14 protein-coding genes are annotated in these 14897 nt (G+C 74.0%); 5 read left to right on the top strand and 9 right to left on the bottom strand.

What is annotated here, in order from left to right; all coding sequences use genetic code 11:
• On the bottom strand, nucleotides 1-1089 hold the full coding sequence (locus ACS04_RS31210) for a saccharopine dehydrogenase family protein (protein WP_048480267.1): 1089 nt from the start codon (nucleotides 1087-1089) through the stop codon (nucleotides 1-3).
• Between the two features lie 95 nt (nucleotides 1090-1184).
• On the opposite strand from ACS04_RS31210, the gene ACS04_RS31205 reads away from it, so the two are divergent.
• Nucleotides 1185-2135 (top strand): helix-turn-helix domain-containing protein, encoded by a 951-nt coding sequence (locus tag ACS04_RS31205; RefSeq protein WP_048480204.1) that lies wholly within the window; start codon nucleotides 1185-1187, stop codon nucleotides 2133-2135.
• On the opposite strand, the gene ACS04_RS31200 is transcribed toward ACS04_RS31205, so the two are convergent.
• From ACS04_RS31200 to ACS04_RS31175, 6 genes are all read right to left on the bottom strand, one after another.
• On the bottom strand, nucleotides 2099-3289 hold the full coding sequence (locus tag ACS04_RS31200; protein WP_048480203.1) for an epoxide hydrolase family protein: 1191 nt from the start codon (nucleotides 3287-3289) through the stop codon (nucleotides 2099-2101). The two genes, ACS04_RS31205 and ACS04_RS31200, sit on opposite strands and share 37 nt — an antisense overlap.
• 58 nt (nucleotides 3290-3347) lie before the next feature.
• Nucleotides 3348-5087: a serine/threonine-protein kinase gene (locus tag ACS04_RS31195; RefSeq protein WP_048480266.1), complete on the bottom strand. Its 1740-nt coding sequence runs from the start codon at nucleotides 5085-5087 to the stop codon at nucleotides 3348-3350.
• Nucleotides 5088-5244: 157 nt separating this feature from the next.
• Nucleotides 5245-6693, bottom strand: a complete 1449-nt coding sequence (gene argG / locus ACS04_RS31190; protein ID WP_048480202.1) for an argininosuccinate synthase — start codon at nucleotides 6691-6693, stop codon at nucleotides 5245-5247.
• Nucleotides 6694-6851: 158 nt separating this feature from the next.
• Nucleotides 6852-7073: a hypothetical protein gene (locus ACS04_RS31185; RefSeq protein WP_048480201.1), complete on the bottom strand. Its 222-nt coding sequence runs from the start codon at nucleotides 7071-7073 to the stop codon at nucleotides 6852-6854.
• A gap of 101 nt (nucleotides 7074-7174) precedes the next feature.
• Nucleotides 7175-8479, bottom strand: a complete 1305-nt coding sequence (locus tag ACS04_RS31180) for a ferredoxin reductase family protein (RefSeq protein ID WP_048480200.1) — start codon at nucleotides 8477-8479, stop codon at nucleotides 7175-7177.
• A 299-nt stretch (nucleotides 8480-8778) separates the two neighbouring features.
• Nucleotides 8779-9492, bottom strand: coding sequence for a ribonuclease H family protein (locus tag ACS04_RS31175; protein ID WP_048480199.1), 714 nt, complete (start codon nucleotides 9490-9492; stop codon nucleotides 8779-8781).
• Between the two features lie 108 nt (nucleotides 9493-9600).
• Here ACS04_RS31175 and ACS04_RS31170 point away from each other — a divergent pair, with 108 nt between their 5' ends.
• The 4 genes from ACS04_RS31170 (at nucleotide 9601) to ACS04_RS31155 (ending at nucleotide 12805) form a co-directional block, all read left to right on the top strand.
• Nucleotides 9601-10548, top strand: coding sequence for a nucleoside hydrolase (locus tag ACS04_RS31170; RefSeq protein WP_078865544.1), 948 nt, complete (start codon nucleotides 9601-9603; stop codon nucleotides 10546-10548).
• Between the two features lie 82 nt (nucleotides 10549-10630).
• Nucleotides 10631-11371 carry a TetR-like C-terminal domain-containing protein gene (locus ACS04_RS31165; RefSeq protein WP_048480198.1) on the top strand — a complete coding sequence of 247 codons (741 nt, stop codon included), beginning with the start codon at nucleotides 10631-10633 and terminating at the stop codon, nucleotides 11369-11371.
• A 241-nt stretch (nucleotides 11372-11612) separates the two neighbouring features.
• A complete protein-coding gene (locus ACS04_RS31160; protein WP_048480197.1) occupies nucleotides 11613-12089 on the top strand; it encodes a helix-turn-helix domain-containing protein in 477 nt (158 codons plus the stop codon).
• Between the two features lie 128 nt (nucleotides 12090-12217).
• Nucleotides 12218-12805 carry a TetR/AcrR family transcriptional regulator gene (locus ACS04_RS31155; RefSeq protein WP_048480196.1) on the top strand — a complete coding sequence of 196 codons (588 nt, stop codon included), beginning with the start codon at nucleotides 12218-12220 and terminating at the stop codon, nucleotides 12803-12805.
• A gap of 111 nt (nucleotides 12806-12916) precedes the next feature.
• Here ACS04_RS31155 and ACS04_RS31150 read toward each other — a convergent pair whose 3' ends face one another.
• Nucleotides 12917-13681, bottom strand: a complete 765-nt coding sequence (locus ACS04_RS31150) for an LmeA family phospholipid-binding protein (protein ID WP_053081055.1) — start codon at nucleotides 13679-13681, stop codon at nucleotides 12917-12919.
• On the bottom strand, nucleotides 13678-14897 hold a 1220-nt coding region (locus ACS04_RS31145; RefSeq protein ID WP_048480195.1), incomplete at its 5' end, for an MMPL family transporter. The genes ACS04_RS31145 and ACS04_RS31150, both read right to left, overlap by 4 nt.

The raw sequence follows: 14897 nt of genomic DNA, 5'->3' as shown, positions 1-14897 counted from the left end.
TCAGCCGTGCGGCCGCGCGGCCGAGCCGAGCGGCTCGGCGGCGCCGAGCTCGTACGAGAGGTGGTGCGGGGCCAGCGCGGTCAGGAAGGCGTGGGCGTCGAAGACCTCGCCCGGTGCGAGGGTCCCGACCGCCTTCGTCTCGCCCGCGAGGACGCGGCTGACCGCTTCGACGACCAAGGGCGCCGTGACGGCGTAGATGTCCTGCCCGCGGGCCACCGCACGGCGCCGGGTGGAGCCCGCGCGGACCGTGACGTCGACCAGGAAGGTCTGCGCCGAGCGGCCCCGCTCGTCGACCGGCTCCGGCGCCGCGGCGTCCGCGGCCAGTACGTCCTCGACCGCCCGCCTCGTCATGAAGGTCCGGATGTCCAGAGCGGACAGGTGGTGGGCGATGGTGACGCTGTCCGTGGTGGTGAACTCGCCGATCACGGCCTGGTCCCCGACCGGGGCGGGGAAGGACCACTGCCCGGTGGGTGCCGCATCGGTGCGCAGCTCCAGTCGGCCGTTCGCGTAGACGAGGCGGCGGCCCTCGCGCCGGCGCCGTGAGACCTGGCCGGACCCGCGGGTTCCGGCGGTGGGCCGCCAGCTGCTGAGGGCGAAGGCGATGTCGATCCGGATGCCGCCGGCGGCCGGGGCCCCGCCCAGTGCGGCGGTGGCGAGCAGGTCGCCGAGGCCTCCGTAGAAGGCCATGGCGGGCATGACCAGGATCCCGGCCTCGCGGGCCCGGCCCGCGAAGTCGGCGAAGGTGTCGGCGGCGGCCTCGACCTCCCCCGCGACGTCCAGGTAGGCGACGCGTGCGCGCAGCGCCGCCTCGACGACCGGTGCGGCGGTCTCGGCGAAGGGGCCGGCGCAGTTGATCACGGCGGCCGCGCCGGCCAGCGCGCGGTCAAGCGCCTCCGGATCGCCGGCCGAGGCCGGCCGGACATCGAGTCCGGGGAACTCGGCGGCCAGTGCGCGCAGCTTGCCGGCGTCGCGGCCGGACAGGATCGGGGTCAGCCCCCGCTCCAGCAGCTCGGCGACGACGAAGCGTCCGGTGTGCCCGTACGCGCCGAACACCGTCACTTTCGCCGCCACCGCTCGATCCGTTTCCATGAGGGTCCCCCGTCGGTCGATCACTGGTGCCATCGTGCCCGCGACGGCACCGCGCCGGCAGTAGCGGTAATGCCATGCCCCGTACACTTTCGGACATGAGCCTTGTCGCGCTGGCCGTCACGCCGGGGGTGCCGCACTTCGAACTCGCCGCCGCCTGCGACGTGTTCGGCGTCGACCGCTCGGACCTGGCGGATCCCTGGTACGAGTTCGCCCTGTGCGGCCCGGACTCCGTGCCCGTCGGCGGCCGCTTCCGGGTCGAACCCGACGCGGGACTGGACCGGTTGGTGGAAGCGGACACGGTGATCGTCCCGGCCTGCGCCGACCTCGACGCGGATCCGCCCGCCGAACTCGTCGACGCCGTGCGCGCGGCCCACGAGGCGGGCGCCCGGGTGGCCTCCCTGTGCACGGGCGCGTTCGTCCTCGCGGCGGCGGGACTGCTGGACGGTCGCCGGGCCACCACGCACTGGCTGCACGCCGCCGCGCTCGCCGCCAGGTATCCGCGGGTGCGGGTCGATCCGGACGTGCTGTACGTGGACGACGGCGCCGTGCTCACCTCGGCCGGCAAGGCCGCCGCGATGGACCTGTGCCTGCATCTGGTCCGCCTCGACCACGGCTCGGCCGTCGCCAACCAGGTCGCGCGCCGCCTCGTCGTCCCGCCGCACCGGGCCGGGGGCCAGGCCCAGTTCGTCACCACGCCCGTGCCCGAGCCGCGCGACCACCCCCTGGGGGCGCTGCTGGTCTGGACGTTGGAGCGGCTCGACCGGCCACTGACGGTGGAGGACCTGGCCCGCCGGGCGAACATGAGCTCGCGCCATCTCGCGCGGGTCTTCACCGACCTGACCGGCACCACTCCCCTGCGCTGGATGCTGACCCAGCGCATCCAGCGGGCCCAGGAGCTGCTGGAGACCACCGACGACACGGTCACCGCGATCGCCGCGGCCACCGGCATGGGCACCGACGCCACGCTGCGCCGCCATTTCAACCGTACGGTCGGCGTCCCGCCCGAGGCCTACCGGCGCACGTTCCGCGCCGCCGCCGCGCGGTAGGGGCGGAAGAACGCGCGGAGCTCCCGGGCGTACAGCTCGGGTTCCTCGAACGGGGCGAAGTGGCCGCCGCGCGGGGGCTCGGTCGCGTACACGACGTTCGCCGTACGCTCCAGCCAGGCCCGCGGCGGTCGGACCACGTCGCCCCGGAAGATCGAGAACCCGGACGGCACCTCGACCCGGCGGGCGTGCTGCGCGGGCGGGACGGCGGCGTTCGCCCGGTACATGCGCATGGAGGAGCCGATGGTTCCCGTGAGCCAGTAGAGCGTGACGTTCGTGAGGATCTCGTCCTTCGTGAAGCTCCGTTCGACGTCACCGCCGCAGTCGCTCCACGCCCGGAGCTTCTCGACGATCCACGCGGCGAGCCCGGCCGGCGAGTCGGTGAGCCCGAAGGCGGCGGTCTGGGGCTTCGTGCGCTGCATGGCCGCGTATGCGCCCTCGGTCGCCCCCCAGGCCGCGGCGGCCTCCGTCCAGGCGCGCTCCTCGGGGGTGAGCTGCGCCGGGTCCGTGGTGGGGAGGGGCAGGCCGGCGTCCGTGCGGTGCACGGCGACCACCCGGTCGGGGTGGTCGAGCGCGAGGTAGCGGCTCACGTGGCTGCCGAGGTCGCCGCCCGCCGCGCCGAACCGCTCGTACCCGAGCACCCGCATGAGCTCGGCCCAGAGGCCGGCGACGGCGACGCTGTCGAGGGGCGCCCGGGTGGGCCGTTCGGAGTACCCGAAGCCCGGCAGGTCGGGGACGACCACGTCGAAGGCGTCGGCGGGATCGGCGCCGTGCGCGCCGGGGTCGGTGAGGAGGGGGACGACCTTCGCGTACCGCCAGAACGAGTCGGGCCAGCCGTGGGTGAGGACCAGCGGGAGGACGGGCGCACCGGCGGGGGCGACGGCGCGGGCGTGGACGACGTGGATGCCGAGGCCGCCGACCGGCACCCGGAAGTGGGGCAGCCGGGCGAGTTCCGCCTCCCGGGCCGGCCAGTCGAAGCCGTCGGCCCAGTAGGCGATGAGCTCGCGCAGGTAGCCGAGGTCGGTCCCGAACGACCACCCGGCGTCCTCGGGCGCGTCCGGCCACCGCGTCCCGCGCAGCCGCGCCCGGAGGTCTTCGAGCGCCCCGGGGTCGGTGCGCGGGGTGAACGGCTCGGGGCGGGGGGAGGCATCCGGCATGGGCCACATGCTAGGGGGTGGCCGCGGGGTCCCGCCCGTCCCGCGACGCCCTCGGCGGTCAGCAGCGGTTCGACGGGCCCTTCTGGCGGGTCAGGTTGTCGTCGGACATCCAGCCCGAGGCGTTCGTGTCGGCGGCGTGGACGTAGGTCCATTTGTTGCCGTGCGCGTTGACGACGTAGCACTGGTACGTGAGTTTCGTACCGGACTTGGCCACCGCGACGGCGGGGCACTCCTGATAGGGCCCGGTGGTGATGTGGTAGGTGCCCGACATGAAGCCGTAGGTTCCCGGGCTCCGGTCCTGGTGGCCCCAGCCGGTACACGCTGTCGACACGGGGGTGGGCTCGGAGTGCGCCGAGGACGAGGGCTTCGGGGACGCGCCGGCGCTCTTGCCGCTCGGTGCGGGGGTCGGCGACTTGCCGGGCTTGCCGGAGTCCTTGGAGGGCTTCGGGGAACGGGAGGAGTGCGCCGTCGAGGGGCTGCGGGTGGTCTCGGGCGGCGCGGCGTGGGCCTGCGCGCCGCCGCCCCCGTGGCCGCCCACCGCGGCGTACGTGATGCCGCCCCCGGCCAGGACGACGGCGACGGCCGCCCCGGTGACGATGCGTCCGCGGGTCGCCCTCGCGGGGGTGGGGGCGTGGGGCCCGGTCGGCGCGCCCGTGCCCGCGCCCGTGTACGGGATCGGGCCCGACGGGCCGGGGGCGGGCATCGTGTGGCGCGGGGCGGCCATCGCTTGACCGGGGTACGGCGGTTGCGGGGACTGCCGCGGGTACGGGACCGGGGCGGGGCCGTAGCCGGGCGGCGGTGTCGGTGCCCCGTGGGGCACGGCCCCCGGGGGCGGCCCGGCCATCGGCGCCGCGGCGGGGGGCGGGACGAGGGAGGGTGCGGTGCCGGGGCGCGGAGCGGCGGCGGGCGGGAAGGCCGCGGGGCCCGCTGCGTGCGGGTCCCTGCCCTCGGCCACCGCCCGGAGCATCTCGCGCGCCCGGCCCGCGCTGGGCCGGCTCTGCGGCTCCTTCGCCATGAGGGCGCGCAGTACGGGCGTGAGCGCTCCGGCGCGGCGCGGCTCCGGCAGCGGCTCCGTGACGATCGCCGACAGGGTCGACCAGGCCGACGTACGGCGGAAGGGGTACACGCCCTCGACGGCCGCGTACAGCGTCATGCCGAGCGACCAGATGTCCGAGGCCGGGCCGGGTTCGCGGCCCTGCGCGCGCTCCGGCGGGAGGTAGTCGAGGGAGCCGACGATGCTGCCGCTGCGGGTCAGCTTCGCCATGTCCTCGTCGGCCGCGTCCTGCACGGCGGCTATGCCGAAGTCGGTGAGGACGACCCGGCCGTCGGGCTCCAGCAGCACGTTGGCCGGCTTGACGTCGCGGTGCAGGACCCCGGCCCGGTGCGCGGCGTCGAGGGCGTCCATCAGCTTGGCGCCGATCGCCGCGGCCTCGTGCGGTTCCAGCGGGCCGCGTCTTTCCAGCACCTCGTCGAGCGAGGGCCCGTCGACGAGTTCCATCACGATGACCGGGAGCCCCTCCTCCTCGGTCACGTCGTGCACGGTGACCACGCCGGCGTGCCGGATGCGGGCGGCGGCTTGGGCTTCCCGCCGCATCCGGGCGCGCAGGTCGGCCAGTTCGGGTGCGGAGGCGTCCGTGTAGGCCCGCATGACCTTCACGGCGACTTCCCTGCCCAGCAGTTCGTCCACGGCGCGGGCGACCACGCCCATCCCGCCGCGTCCGATCATCGCGGTGACCCGGTACCGGCCGCCGAGCACCCTGCCGACCAGCTCCCCGCCGTTCGCCTCCCCCGCCGTCACCACACGCCCCGTCCCTCGCCGTTCGTCAACTCGCGTATCGAGCAGGCCCAGCGTAACGGCGCACACGTTCGGATCGGCGCGGGACGCGGACACGGCGCCGGGCGGTTCGGCACGTCGTCAACGTGCCGAACCGCCCGGGGCCGGGGCCGCCCATCGGTCAGTCGGTGCCGAACTCCATCGCCGCGCGGTCGAGCAGCTCGTCGTCCTGCGAGACCGCGCCGCGGGAGGCGATGGCCTCCGCGCCGCCCTCCGGCATGACGCCGATCAGGCCGGTCGCCGCCGCCTGGGCCGAGCCGATCAGCTCGGGGTGGGCGGTGCCGACGATGCCGAGGCCGGCGTACTGCTCCAGCCGGGCACGGGAGTCGGCGATGTCGAGGTTGCGCATGGTCAGCTGGCCGATGCGGTCCACCGGGCCGAACGCCGAGTCCTCGGTGCGCTCCATCGAGAGCTTGTCCGGGTGGTAGCTGAAGGCCGGGCCGGTGGTGTCGAGGATCGAGTAGTCCTCGCCGCGCCGCAACCGCAGCGTGACCTCGCCGGTGACGGCCGAGCCGACCCAGCGCTGGAGCGACTCGCGGACCATCAGGGCCTGCGGGTCCAGCCAGCGGCCCTCGTACATCAGCCGGCCGAGGCGCCGGCCCTCGTTGTGGTAGTGCGCGAGGGTGTCCTCGTTGTGGATGGCGTTGACGAGACGCTCGTACGCGGCGTGCAGGAGCGCCATGCCGGGCGCCTCGTAGATCCCGCGGCTCTTGGCCTCGATGATCCGGTTCTCGATCTGGTCCGACATGCCCATGCCGTGACGGCCGCCGATGGCGTTGGCCTCCATCACGAGGTCGACCGGCGAGTGGAACTCCTTGCCGTTGATCGTCACCGGGCGGCCCTGGTCGAAGCCGATGGTCACGTCCTCGGCGGCGATCTCGACCGCCGGGTCCCAGAACCGCACGCCCATGATCGGCTGCACGGTCTCCACGCCGGTGTCCAGGTGCTCCAGGGTCTTGGCCTCGTGGGTGGCGCCCCAGATGTTGGCGTCGGTGGAGTACGCCTTCTCGGTGCTGTCGCGGTACGGCAGACCGTGGGCCACCAACCACTCCGACATCTCCTTGCGGCCGCCGAGCTCGTGGACGAAGTCGGCGTCGAGCCACGGCTTGTAGATGCGCAGGTGGGGGTTGGCGAGCAGGCCGTAGCGGTAGAACCGCTCGATGTCGTTGCCCTTGAAGGTCGAGCCGTCGCCCCAGATCTGGACGTCGTCCTCCAGCATCGCCCGGACCAGCAGGGTGCCGGTCACGGCGCGGCCGAGTGGGGTGGTGTTGAAGTACGCGCGGCCGCCCGAGCGGATGTGGAACGCGCCGCAGGCGAGTGCGGCCAGGCCCTCCTCGACCAGCGCCGCCCGGCAGTCGACCAGGCGCGCGATCTCGGCACCGTAGGTCTTGGCACGGCCGGGCACCGACGCGATGTCGGGCTCGTCGTACTGGCCGATGTCGGCGGTGTAGGTGCAGGGGACGGCACCCTTGTCGCGCATCCAGGCGACGGCCACGGAGGTGTCGAGGCCGCCGGAGAAGGCGATGCCGACGCGCTCGCCGGCGGGCAGGGAGGTGAGAACCTTGGACATGGGAAGAGTATGCATCTAAACGCATGGCTATGCAAACCAGTGCGGTCCGCCCCCATCTCGGGGAGGTACGGGTGGGCTCGCGCCCGCCTCGATCGTGGTGGCGTAGGGCGGAAGCAGCTGGGCGCGGCGGCGGGCGTTGCCGTGTGCCGGGCAACCGGTCAGCGCGCGGGCCGCGGGTCCGGCTTCTGGACCGCGGCGGGCGCGGACGGGTCGACGGTGGCCGTGATGACCGTGGCGGACAGCACGCTGGCCAGGGCGAGCCCGGCGACGAGCCATCGCGAACGCGGGCCCTTGCGGTGCCGGGCGGCCCGGCGGGGCCGCGGGGACGGGGCGGCCTCGCCCTGGCGGACGGGCTCCTGGGTTACGGGGTACCGGTTCATGGCGGGTCGGGTTCCTCGGGGGTCCAATGGGTCCGGCCGGTCGGCGGGTCCGGTCGGGCAGTCGGTCCGGTCGGGCAGTGGGTCCGGCGGGTGCGGTCGGCTCAGTAGGTGAAGCACTCCGTATGGATGCTCTCCGCGGGGACGCCCGCCCTGAGCAGAGCCGCCGTGGTGGCGTCGGCCATGCCGGGCGGTCCGCAGAGGTAGACGTCGCGGTCGGACAGGTCGGGCACGAGGGCGCGCAGCGCCTGGGGCGCGAGCGGGTCGTACGCGGCGTCGGAGCGCCCCACCAGGTAGTGCAGGGCCGCCTGGCGCTCTGCCGCGATGGCCTCCAGCTCGTCGCGCAGGACCAGCTGGCCGGCGTCACCCGCCCGGTAGAGCAGGGTCAGGTCGCCGGGGCCCGCGGGCAGCGACTCGAAGAGCGCGCGCATGGGGGTGATCCCGATGCCACCGGCGATCAGCAACACCTTGGACCGGGTGCGCCGCCGTTCGGTGAGGGCACCGAACGGGCCGGTGGCGAGGACCCGGGTGCCGGGCCGCAGTCCGCGCACGCGCCGCGAATGCCTGCCGAGCGCCTTCACGGTGATGCGGAGGTGGTCGTCGCGGGCGGGCGCCGAGAGCGAGAACGGCAGGGCGGTGTGCCACAGGCCGCGGGTCAGGAATCGCCAGCGGAAGAACTGCCCCGGCTCGGCGCGGAGTTCGCGCAGGCGGCCGCCCTGGATGGTGACGGAGACCACGCCGGGGCCTTCGGGTTCGACGGTGGCGACACGCAGCCCGTGCCGCAGGGCCTGGCGGGCCGGGACGATCCCGCGGTACCAGACGAGCAGTACGCCGACCACGGTGTGCAGCAGGGCCCAGAACCAGGCGGTGAAGGCGGTGACGGCGACGTCGGGACCGGCGAGCTGGTGGACGAAGCCGAGCGCGGCGGCGAGGTAGGTGAAGAGGTGGATGCCGCGCCAGGCCTCCTGGGAGACGCGGCGGCGGACGGCCCGGGCGGAACACAGGCCCACGCCCGCCAGCACGGCGGCTCCGGCGAACGCGGCGGCGACCGCCGGGTACCGCAGGAGCGCGCCCGTGGCGTCGAGCAGGTCGGTCCCGGCGCGCAGGGCGTACACGACGAGGGCGAACAGCGCGTGGGCACCGCACAGGACCAGGACCCACCGGCCGCCGAAGGCGTGCCAGCGGGCCAGGCGGTCGGCCCCCACTCCGTGCTCGACCGCGGGCACGCGCGCCATCAGGAAGAGCATGGCGAGGATCCCGTAGCCCGCGAGGAGACCGGTGAGGTGTGCGGCCGCCCCGATGAGCTCGTCGGGACGGGCGGACGGATGCACCTGTACGGCCCACAGCAGGGTGACGGCGGCCGCACCGGCGGCCAGGCCGGCGCGCAGCCGCTCGGGCGCGGTCTTCATCTGCGGCGCCCCGGGCCGCGGACGGCGGCGGTCGAGAGGCCGGAGGGGCGCGCGGGAGTGTCATGCCAGGTACGTTTCACATCGGCAACTATGTGCAAACTCGCGCACGGCAAGCAATGACGATGACTTCCGTCACGGACATCGATATGGGCGTTTTTTCCATTCGTGGGCGATAAAACCACCACCGATGGATGTGCCGACGGCCTCGAGGGCTCGCCCTTTCACGTTTGCATTCCTGCAGTACAGGCACCCGGCGGCCGTCCGCTTAGCACATGCGGCAGCGCGTTTTGGGCAATCCTTTACGCTTGCGCGGCGCCGCCGCAGCCCGGGTGCCCCCAGCGGTTGCCGAGCTTGGCGATCATGTCGCCCGCGGCGTACGAGGTCCCGCACGGGCAGCTGCCGGGGAACTTCGCCTTGATCGAGGCCCGGCCGCGGGCGGACTTCTTGGCCGTGGCCGTGGCTGCGCCGGTGGCCGCCGACCCGGCTCCGGACTTCGCGCGCGACGCGGAAGCACGGGCGGGAGCGGGCACGGGCATCTCCGCGGAGCCCAGCGCCGTACCGGCCGCCTGCTGGGTGACGGCCGCGTCACTGGCGGCCTGGTCGGCGATCGCGTTCAAGTGGTCGCCGTCCTCGCGGTGGGCCGGAACGTAGCGGAATTCCACGTCGCGCTCGGCCAGCAGCGCGTCGATCCGCTCGACGAGCTCGCGATTGGCCACGGGCTTGCCGGCCGCGGTCTTCCAGCCGTTGCGCTTCCAGGCCGGAAGCCACTGGGTCACCGCCTTCATGGCGTACTGGGAGTCCATGCGGACCTCGACGGCCGTCCCCGGGGCCAGGGTCTCCAGCAGCCGCTGGAGGGCGGTGAGCTCACCGACGTTGTTGGTGGCACGTCCCAGGGGGCCGGCCTCCCAGCGCTCGGGGCGGCCCTGTGCGTCGGCGACGACCCACGCCCAACCGGCCGGTCCGGGGTTGCCCTTGGCCGCGCCGTCGCAGGCGGCAATGATGCGATCAGACATCCCCCGATCATGCACCACCGGCGCCGCGCCGCGCATTCGGCCCGTCTGGCCACCGTGGTGACGGAGCGGCACAATGGGCCGGGTCAGCACCGTCCGGCAGGAGCGCGTGTGCCCGTACCGATCATCATCGACTGCGACCCCGGACACGACGACGCCCTCGCGATCATGCTCGCGGCGGGCGATCCCGCGGTCGACCTGCTGGCCATCACCACGGTCGCGGGCAACCAGACGCTCGCGAAGACCACCCTGAACGCGCGCCGGGTCTGCACGGTCGCGGGCATCACGGGTGTGCCCATCGCGGCCGGCTGCGCCCGGCCGCTGGTCCAGCCGCTGGAAGTGGCGGACGACGTGCACGGCGCATCCGGCCTGGACGGGCCGCGGTTCCCCGAACCCACCGTGGACGCGGTCGCCGAGCACGCCGTGGACCTCATGTACCGGATCCTGACCCGGCATCCGGAGCCGGTCACCCTCGTCCCGACCGCGCCGCTGACGAACATCGCCCTGCTGTTGACCCGCCATCCCGATGCCACCCGCCACATCCGGGAGATCGTCCTCATGGGCGGCTCGACGGAGCGGGGCAACCGCACCCCCGCCGCCGAGTTCAACATCCGGACCGACCCCGAGGCCGCGGACATCGTCTTCCGCAGCGGCGTACCGCTCACGATGTGCGGGCTCAACGTCACGCACCAGGCCCTCGCCACGCCGGCGGTCGTCGCCCGCTTCGAGCGCATGGGCACCGAACTGGGGCAGGTCTGCGCGGAGCTGCTGACCTTCTTCGGGTCCACCTACCGCACCCTGTGGGGGTTCCAGGACCCGCCGCTGCACGATCCGGTCGCGGTCGCCCGGGTGCTCGATCCGGACATCGTCCGCTGCGTGGACGCGAACGTGGTCGTGGAGCTACAGGGCCGGTACACGCGCGGCGCCACCGTCGTGGATCTGCACCGGTACACGGGCAGACCCGTGAACGCGCAGGTGGCGCTCACCCTGGAATCCGGTGCGTTCTGGGACCGGATGGTCGCCGCGGTGGCGGCTCTCGGCGGCCGCCCGTCCGCGTGAGCCACCGACCCTTCGAACCCGCCGTCCGGAACCGACAAGGGACCCGGTCAATCGGCGGGTACCGGCGGGTACGGTTCGGGACATGGATGTCACTCCCTTTGCCAGCGATGAGAAAACCGCGCGGCACGCCGCCCTCAAGGCCACCGCGCGCCAACTGCTCCTGGAAACGGGCGCCGCAGGGCTGTCCCTGGAGGCCGTTGCCCTGGCCGGCGCTCTCGACGTCGCCGAGGTGGAGGGCGTCTTCCCGCACCGGGACGACCTGTTGACCGCGCTCGTGATCGACGCGTACGAGGAATCCGGCGCCGCGATGGAGGAGGCCGACCGGAACGCCTGCGCCGCGGGCGCCTCGGCCGGGGCGCGGCTCCTCGCGGTGACGCGCGCCCTCCGAGCGTGGTCGTTCGACAACTCGGCCGCATTCACGCTGATCTACGGCTCTCCCGTCCCCGGCTACCACGCCCCGCAGGACACCGTCCCGGCCGCCACGCACACCCCCGCGGTGCTGGCGGGCATCGTGCGTTCCGCCTTGGCGGCCGGCGAACTCGCCCCGCCGCGGCGTACGGTGCCGGGCCCGCCGCTGCTGCGGCCGGAGGCCGTACAGCTCTTCGGCGGCACGCCCGATGCCCCGTTCGCGGACCTTGTGGAACGCGGCATGGTGCTGTGGAGCAATCTGATCGGGCTGCTGGTGTTCCAGGTCTTCAGCCGCACCCACGACAGCGTCCGGGACGAGTCGGTCTACTTCGACTTCGCGATCGCCGTGGCGGCCGAGAGCATAGGACTGGTCGTTCCCCTGGAGGGGACGCCGGGCCGCGAAGACACGGCCTGAGACCGGGGGCGGGCAGCGGTCGGGGCCGGCCCCCATCCCCCGGGGGCCGGCCCGGACCGGCTCGATACGACTGGCGACCCACTCGGCTACCCCCGTGAAGCAGAGTTAGCTGCCAGCTATCGACGGGTCCACCGTGGCCGACTTGGGCCGGATTGTCAACTGGCCGCTAATCTGCAAAAATACAAAATAGCTGTGAGCTATTCCCCAAGGTGATCCCAGGGGTGAGGGGAGACGGTGCGCAGTGTCCCGTACTGACGACCGGCCCGTACTGGCAGTGCGTCTCGACGACCTTTTCAAGACGGTCCGCCCCCAGGGCAGGAACTGGACCAACGCCGAAGTGGCCGAAGAGCTGAAGCGGGCCAATCCCGACATCAAGGCGGGCGGCGTGTACCTGTCGCAGCTGCGGACGGGCAAGCGCTCCAACCCCTCGCCGGACCTGCTGGCCGCCCTCGCCCGTTTCTTCGGGGTGTCCGTCGCCTACTTCTTCGACGACGAGGTGGCCGAGTCGGTGCTCGACGAGGCCGCCGCCTTGGAGGCCCTGCGTCAGGCGGGGGTGCGCTCCGTTGCGATGCGTGCGGCCGGCATGAAGAAGGAGCACCTCCTGGCCATCACGGCGATCATGGACCAGTACCGGCAGATGCAGGGGCTTCCCCCCGTCACGGACACCACGGACACCCCGCCGTCCGCGGCACCGTCGGACCCCTCGGACCCCGGGTAGCCGCGAGCCCGGCGCGCCGCACCACCGGCGCGGGCATCCCCGGGCGGCAGCCGACCGTCGATGGCGGGCCCGGGGCGCCTGGCACCGCACCCGACCATGCGGATGAGCCATCCAGTTAGCATGTCCCCATGACGACGACGCCCCTGCGCAAGGACGCGGCCCGCAACTGGGAGCGGATCATCGCCGTGGCCCGCGACCTGGTCGATCAGGGAACTGCCCTTCAGCTCAACGACGTCGCCCGCCGCGCCGGACTCGGCGTGGGCACCGTGTACCGCCACTTCGCCACGCCCGAGGCGCTGCTGGAGAGCGTCGCCACCCCCTGCCTGGAGGACCTGACCGCGCACGCTGAGCGGGCGCTGACCGACCCCGACCCGTGGCATGCGCTGGAGGTGTTCCTGACCCGCACCGTCGAAGCGCAGGTCACCGACGCCTCCCTGGCCCCGGTCACCGCCGCGGCCGAGGACGCGCTGCCGCGCACCACGGAGCTCAAGACGGCGCTGTGGTCGGCCGGCCGGGTACTGCTCGACCGGGCTCGCGAGGCCGGGGCCGTCCGCGCCGACCTGGCCCCCGGCGATCTGGTCCCGCTCATGTGCGGCCTCGCCTACGCCGTGGACGTCCACGGCGGCGCTCCCGACGGCCGGATCGACACCGCCCACCGCTACCTGGCCACCCTGCTCGGGGGCCTGCGCGCCACCACCGCACCCCCGTCCCGGTGAGCGGAACGCGGTCCAACCCCCGCGCCCGTCAAGCCGGTTCGGCGGGACATCGTCGAAGCCCAGAGGAAGGGCCGCTGACCGGCGGGCGCCCGGCACGGCCCCGCCCTTCGCTCAGGACCCGCCCGCCAGGCTGACGTTCCTCGCCTCGCCGTGCACCGTCACCGCGCTGTCGTCGACCGAGATGCCGGACGGGACGAGGCCGAGCGGCAGCTCCGGTATTTTGCGCTCCGCCGCCTTGAGCGCGGCCGCGATCCGCGGATTGGCCGGGTCGAGGGGGCGCCCGGCCAAGGAGGCCGCCGCCGGTGCGAGCGTGACGGTGTCACCGGTCAGCTTGAGGGCGGCGGTCACGACCAGGGGTACTCCCATGAAGGAGCGGGCGATCTCCAGCCGCCCGTCGCGCCCGGTCAGCCGGACACCGGGACCGCGCTTGGCGGCCAGCGCGTCGAGCGGGACCCTGAACTCCCCCCGCGCCTTCGCCGCCGAGTAGCCGCCCGCCGTCCCGGACACGTCCCGCAGGTCCAGAGAGGCGGTGACGGGCAGTCCGTCCTGTGTGCGCGCCCGGCCGTCGACCTCCACCTCCGGGTAGCTGCCCGCCGCCGCGTGCCACAGGAACGGGAAGCCCTCGACGGAGACGTCCGGCGCCCCCACCAGGGCGCTCTGCCGCGCGGCGATCCGGTCGGCCATGCGGTCCTCGGCGACGCCGGCCGCCACGCGGTCGGCGAGTACGAGCCCTGCGAGCAGGGCGCACGCTCCCGCCGACACCCACCGCCGGATGCGGCGCGGGCTGGGCGGGCTGGGCGCGGCCGTGCCGCGCGGGGCGCTCCCCCGTACGGCGGTCTTCGCGCGGGCGCCGGCCTGGGCGGTGCGGTGGTTCATGCGTTCCTCACGGGTTCGGGGACGGAGGAGGTACGGACGGGGTGCTGCTCGCCGCCTTCGACGTGGATCTGCGGCAGCAGCCGGTCGAGCCACTGCGGAAGCCACCAGTTGGCCTTGCCGAGCAGGACCATCGTGGTGGGGACCAGGAGGCCACGGACGACCGTGGCGTCGAGCGCGACCGCGGTGGCGAGGCCGATCCCGAACATCTTCACGACGGGGTCGTCCCACAGGAGGTAGCCGAGGAAGACGCACACCATGATCAGTGCGGCGGAGGTGATGATCCTGCCGGTCCTCGCCAGGCCGGTGACCACCGCGTCCCGGTTGTCGCCGCTCGCCAGCCATGCCTCGCGGACGGCGCTCAGCAGGAAGACCTCGTAGTCCATGGAGAGCCCGAACAGGACGGCGAACATGAGCAGCGGAACGTATCCGGGGATCGGCACCTGGCCGCCGAGGCCGAGCGGCGCCGCTCCCCAGCCCCACTGGAACAGCGCGGTGAGCACACCGTACGCGGCGGCCACCGACAGGAGGTTGAGCACGGCCGCCTTCACGGCGACCAGCGGGGAACGGAAGGCCAGCAGCAGGAGCAACCCCGCGATGGCGAGGACCACCCCGATGACGGCGGGAAGGCGCTGCGCGAGCCGGTCGTTGAGGTCCAGCTGGATCGCGGGGACGCCGCCCACGTGGGCCTTCTGGCCGGTGTCCCTGGTGACGGCCGGGAGGGTGTCGGCGCGCAGCCGGTCCACCAGGGCGGCGGTGCCCGGATCTCCGGGCGCGGTGGTGGGGGTGACCTGCCAGCGCGCGGTCCGGCCGTCGCGGCTCAGCTGGGCGGGTCCGACCGCGGCGACGCCTCTGGTGTCCTCCAGCGCCCTGCCCACGGCCGTGAGGGCCGGATCCACCGGTCCGGACGCGGGCTCCGCCAGCGTGTCGGTCACCTGGAGCGGTCCGTTGACGCCCGGGCCGAACGCGGACGCGAGCCGGTCGTAGGCGGTACGCCCGGCCGTGCCCGGGGACTTGTCGCCGCCGTCGAGCTGCCCGAAGGACAGCTGGGCCGCGGCGAGCGCCGGCAGGACGAAGAAGGCCAGGCCGGCCAGCAGGTGGCGCCATGGGCGGTCGGCGACGCGCCGGGCGATGCGCGCCCAGCCGCGGGCCGTCGCGGCCTGCGAGGAGGCCGCCGCACCCGGCGCGGGCGGGTCGGACGAGGCGGGCGGGGCGGGGG

Source organism: Streptomyces roseus (assembly GCF_001044425.1).
Taxonomy (GTDB): Bacteria; Actinomycetota; Actinomycetes; order Streptomycetales; family Streptomycetaceae; genus Streptomyces; species Streptomyces roseus.
Note: the sequence above shows the minus strand (reverse complement) of the source record. Positions and strands in the feature narration are given on the sequence as shown.

What these genes read in the sequence shown, in the direction of transcription:
- ACS04_RS31210 (WP_048480267.1), bottom strand. Translation starts at nt 1,089, where the DNA reads ATGGAAACGGATCGAGCGGTGGCGGCGAAAGTGACGGTGTTCGGCGCG.
- ACS04_RS31205 (WP_048480204.1), top strand. Translation starts at nt 1,185, where the DNA reads ATGAGCCTTGTCGCGCTGGCCGTCACGCCGGGGGTGCCGCACTTCGAA.
- ACS04_RS31200 (WP_048480203.1), bottom strand. Translation starts at nt 3,289, where the DNA reads ATGCCGGATGCCTCCCCCCGCCCCGAGCCGTTCACCCCGCGCACCGAC.
- argG (WP_048480202.1), bottom strand. Translation starts at nt 6,693, where the DNA reads ATGTCCAAGGTTCTCACCTCCCTGCCCGCCGGCGAGCGCGTCGGCATC.
- ACS04_RS31185 (WP_048480201.1), bottom strand. Translation starts at nt 7,073, where the DNA reads ATGAACCGGTACCCCGTAACCCAGGAGCCCGTCCGCCAGGGCGAGGCC.
- ACS04_RS31180 (WP_048480200.1), bottom strand. Translation starts at nt 8,479, where the DNA reads ATGAAGACCGCGCCCGAGCGGCTGCGCGCCGGCCTGGCCGCCGGTGCG.
- ACS04_RS31175 (WP_048480199.1), bottom strand. Translation starts at nt 9,492, where the DNA reads ATGTCTGATCGCATCATTGCCGCCTGCGACGGCGCGGCCAAGGGCAAC.
- ACS04_RS31165 (WP_048480198.1), top strand. Translation starts at nt 10,631, where the DNA reads ATGGATGTCACTCCCTTTGCCAGCGATGAGAAAACCGCGCGGCACGCC.
- ACS04_RS31155 (WP_048480196.1), top strand. Translation starts at nt 12,218, where the DNA reads ATGACGACGACGCCCCTGCGCAAGGACGCGGCCCGCAACTGGGAGCGG.
- ACS04_RS31150 (WP_053081055.1), bottom strand. Translation starts at nt 13,681, where the DNA reads ATGAACCACCGCACCGCCCAGGCCGGCGCCCGCGCGAAGACCGCCGTA.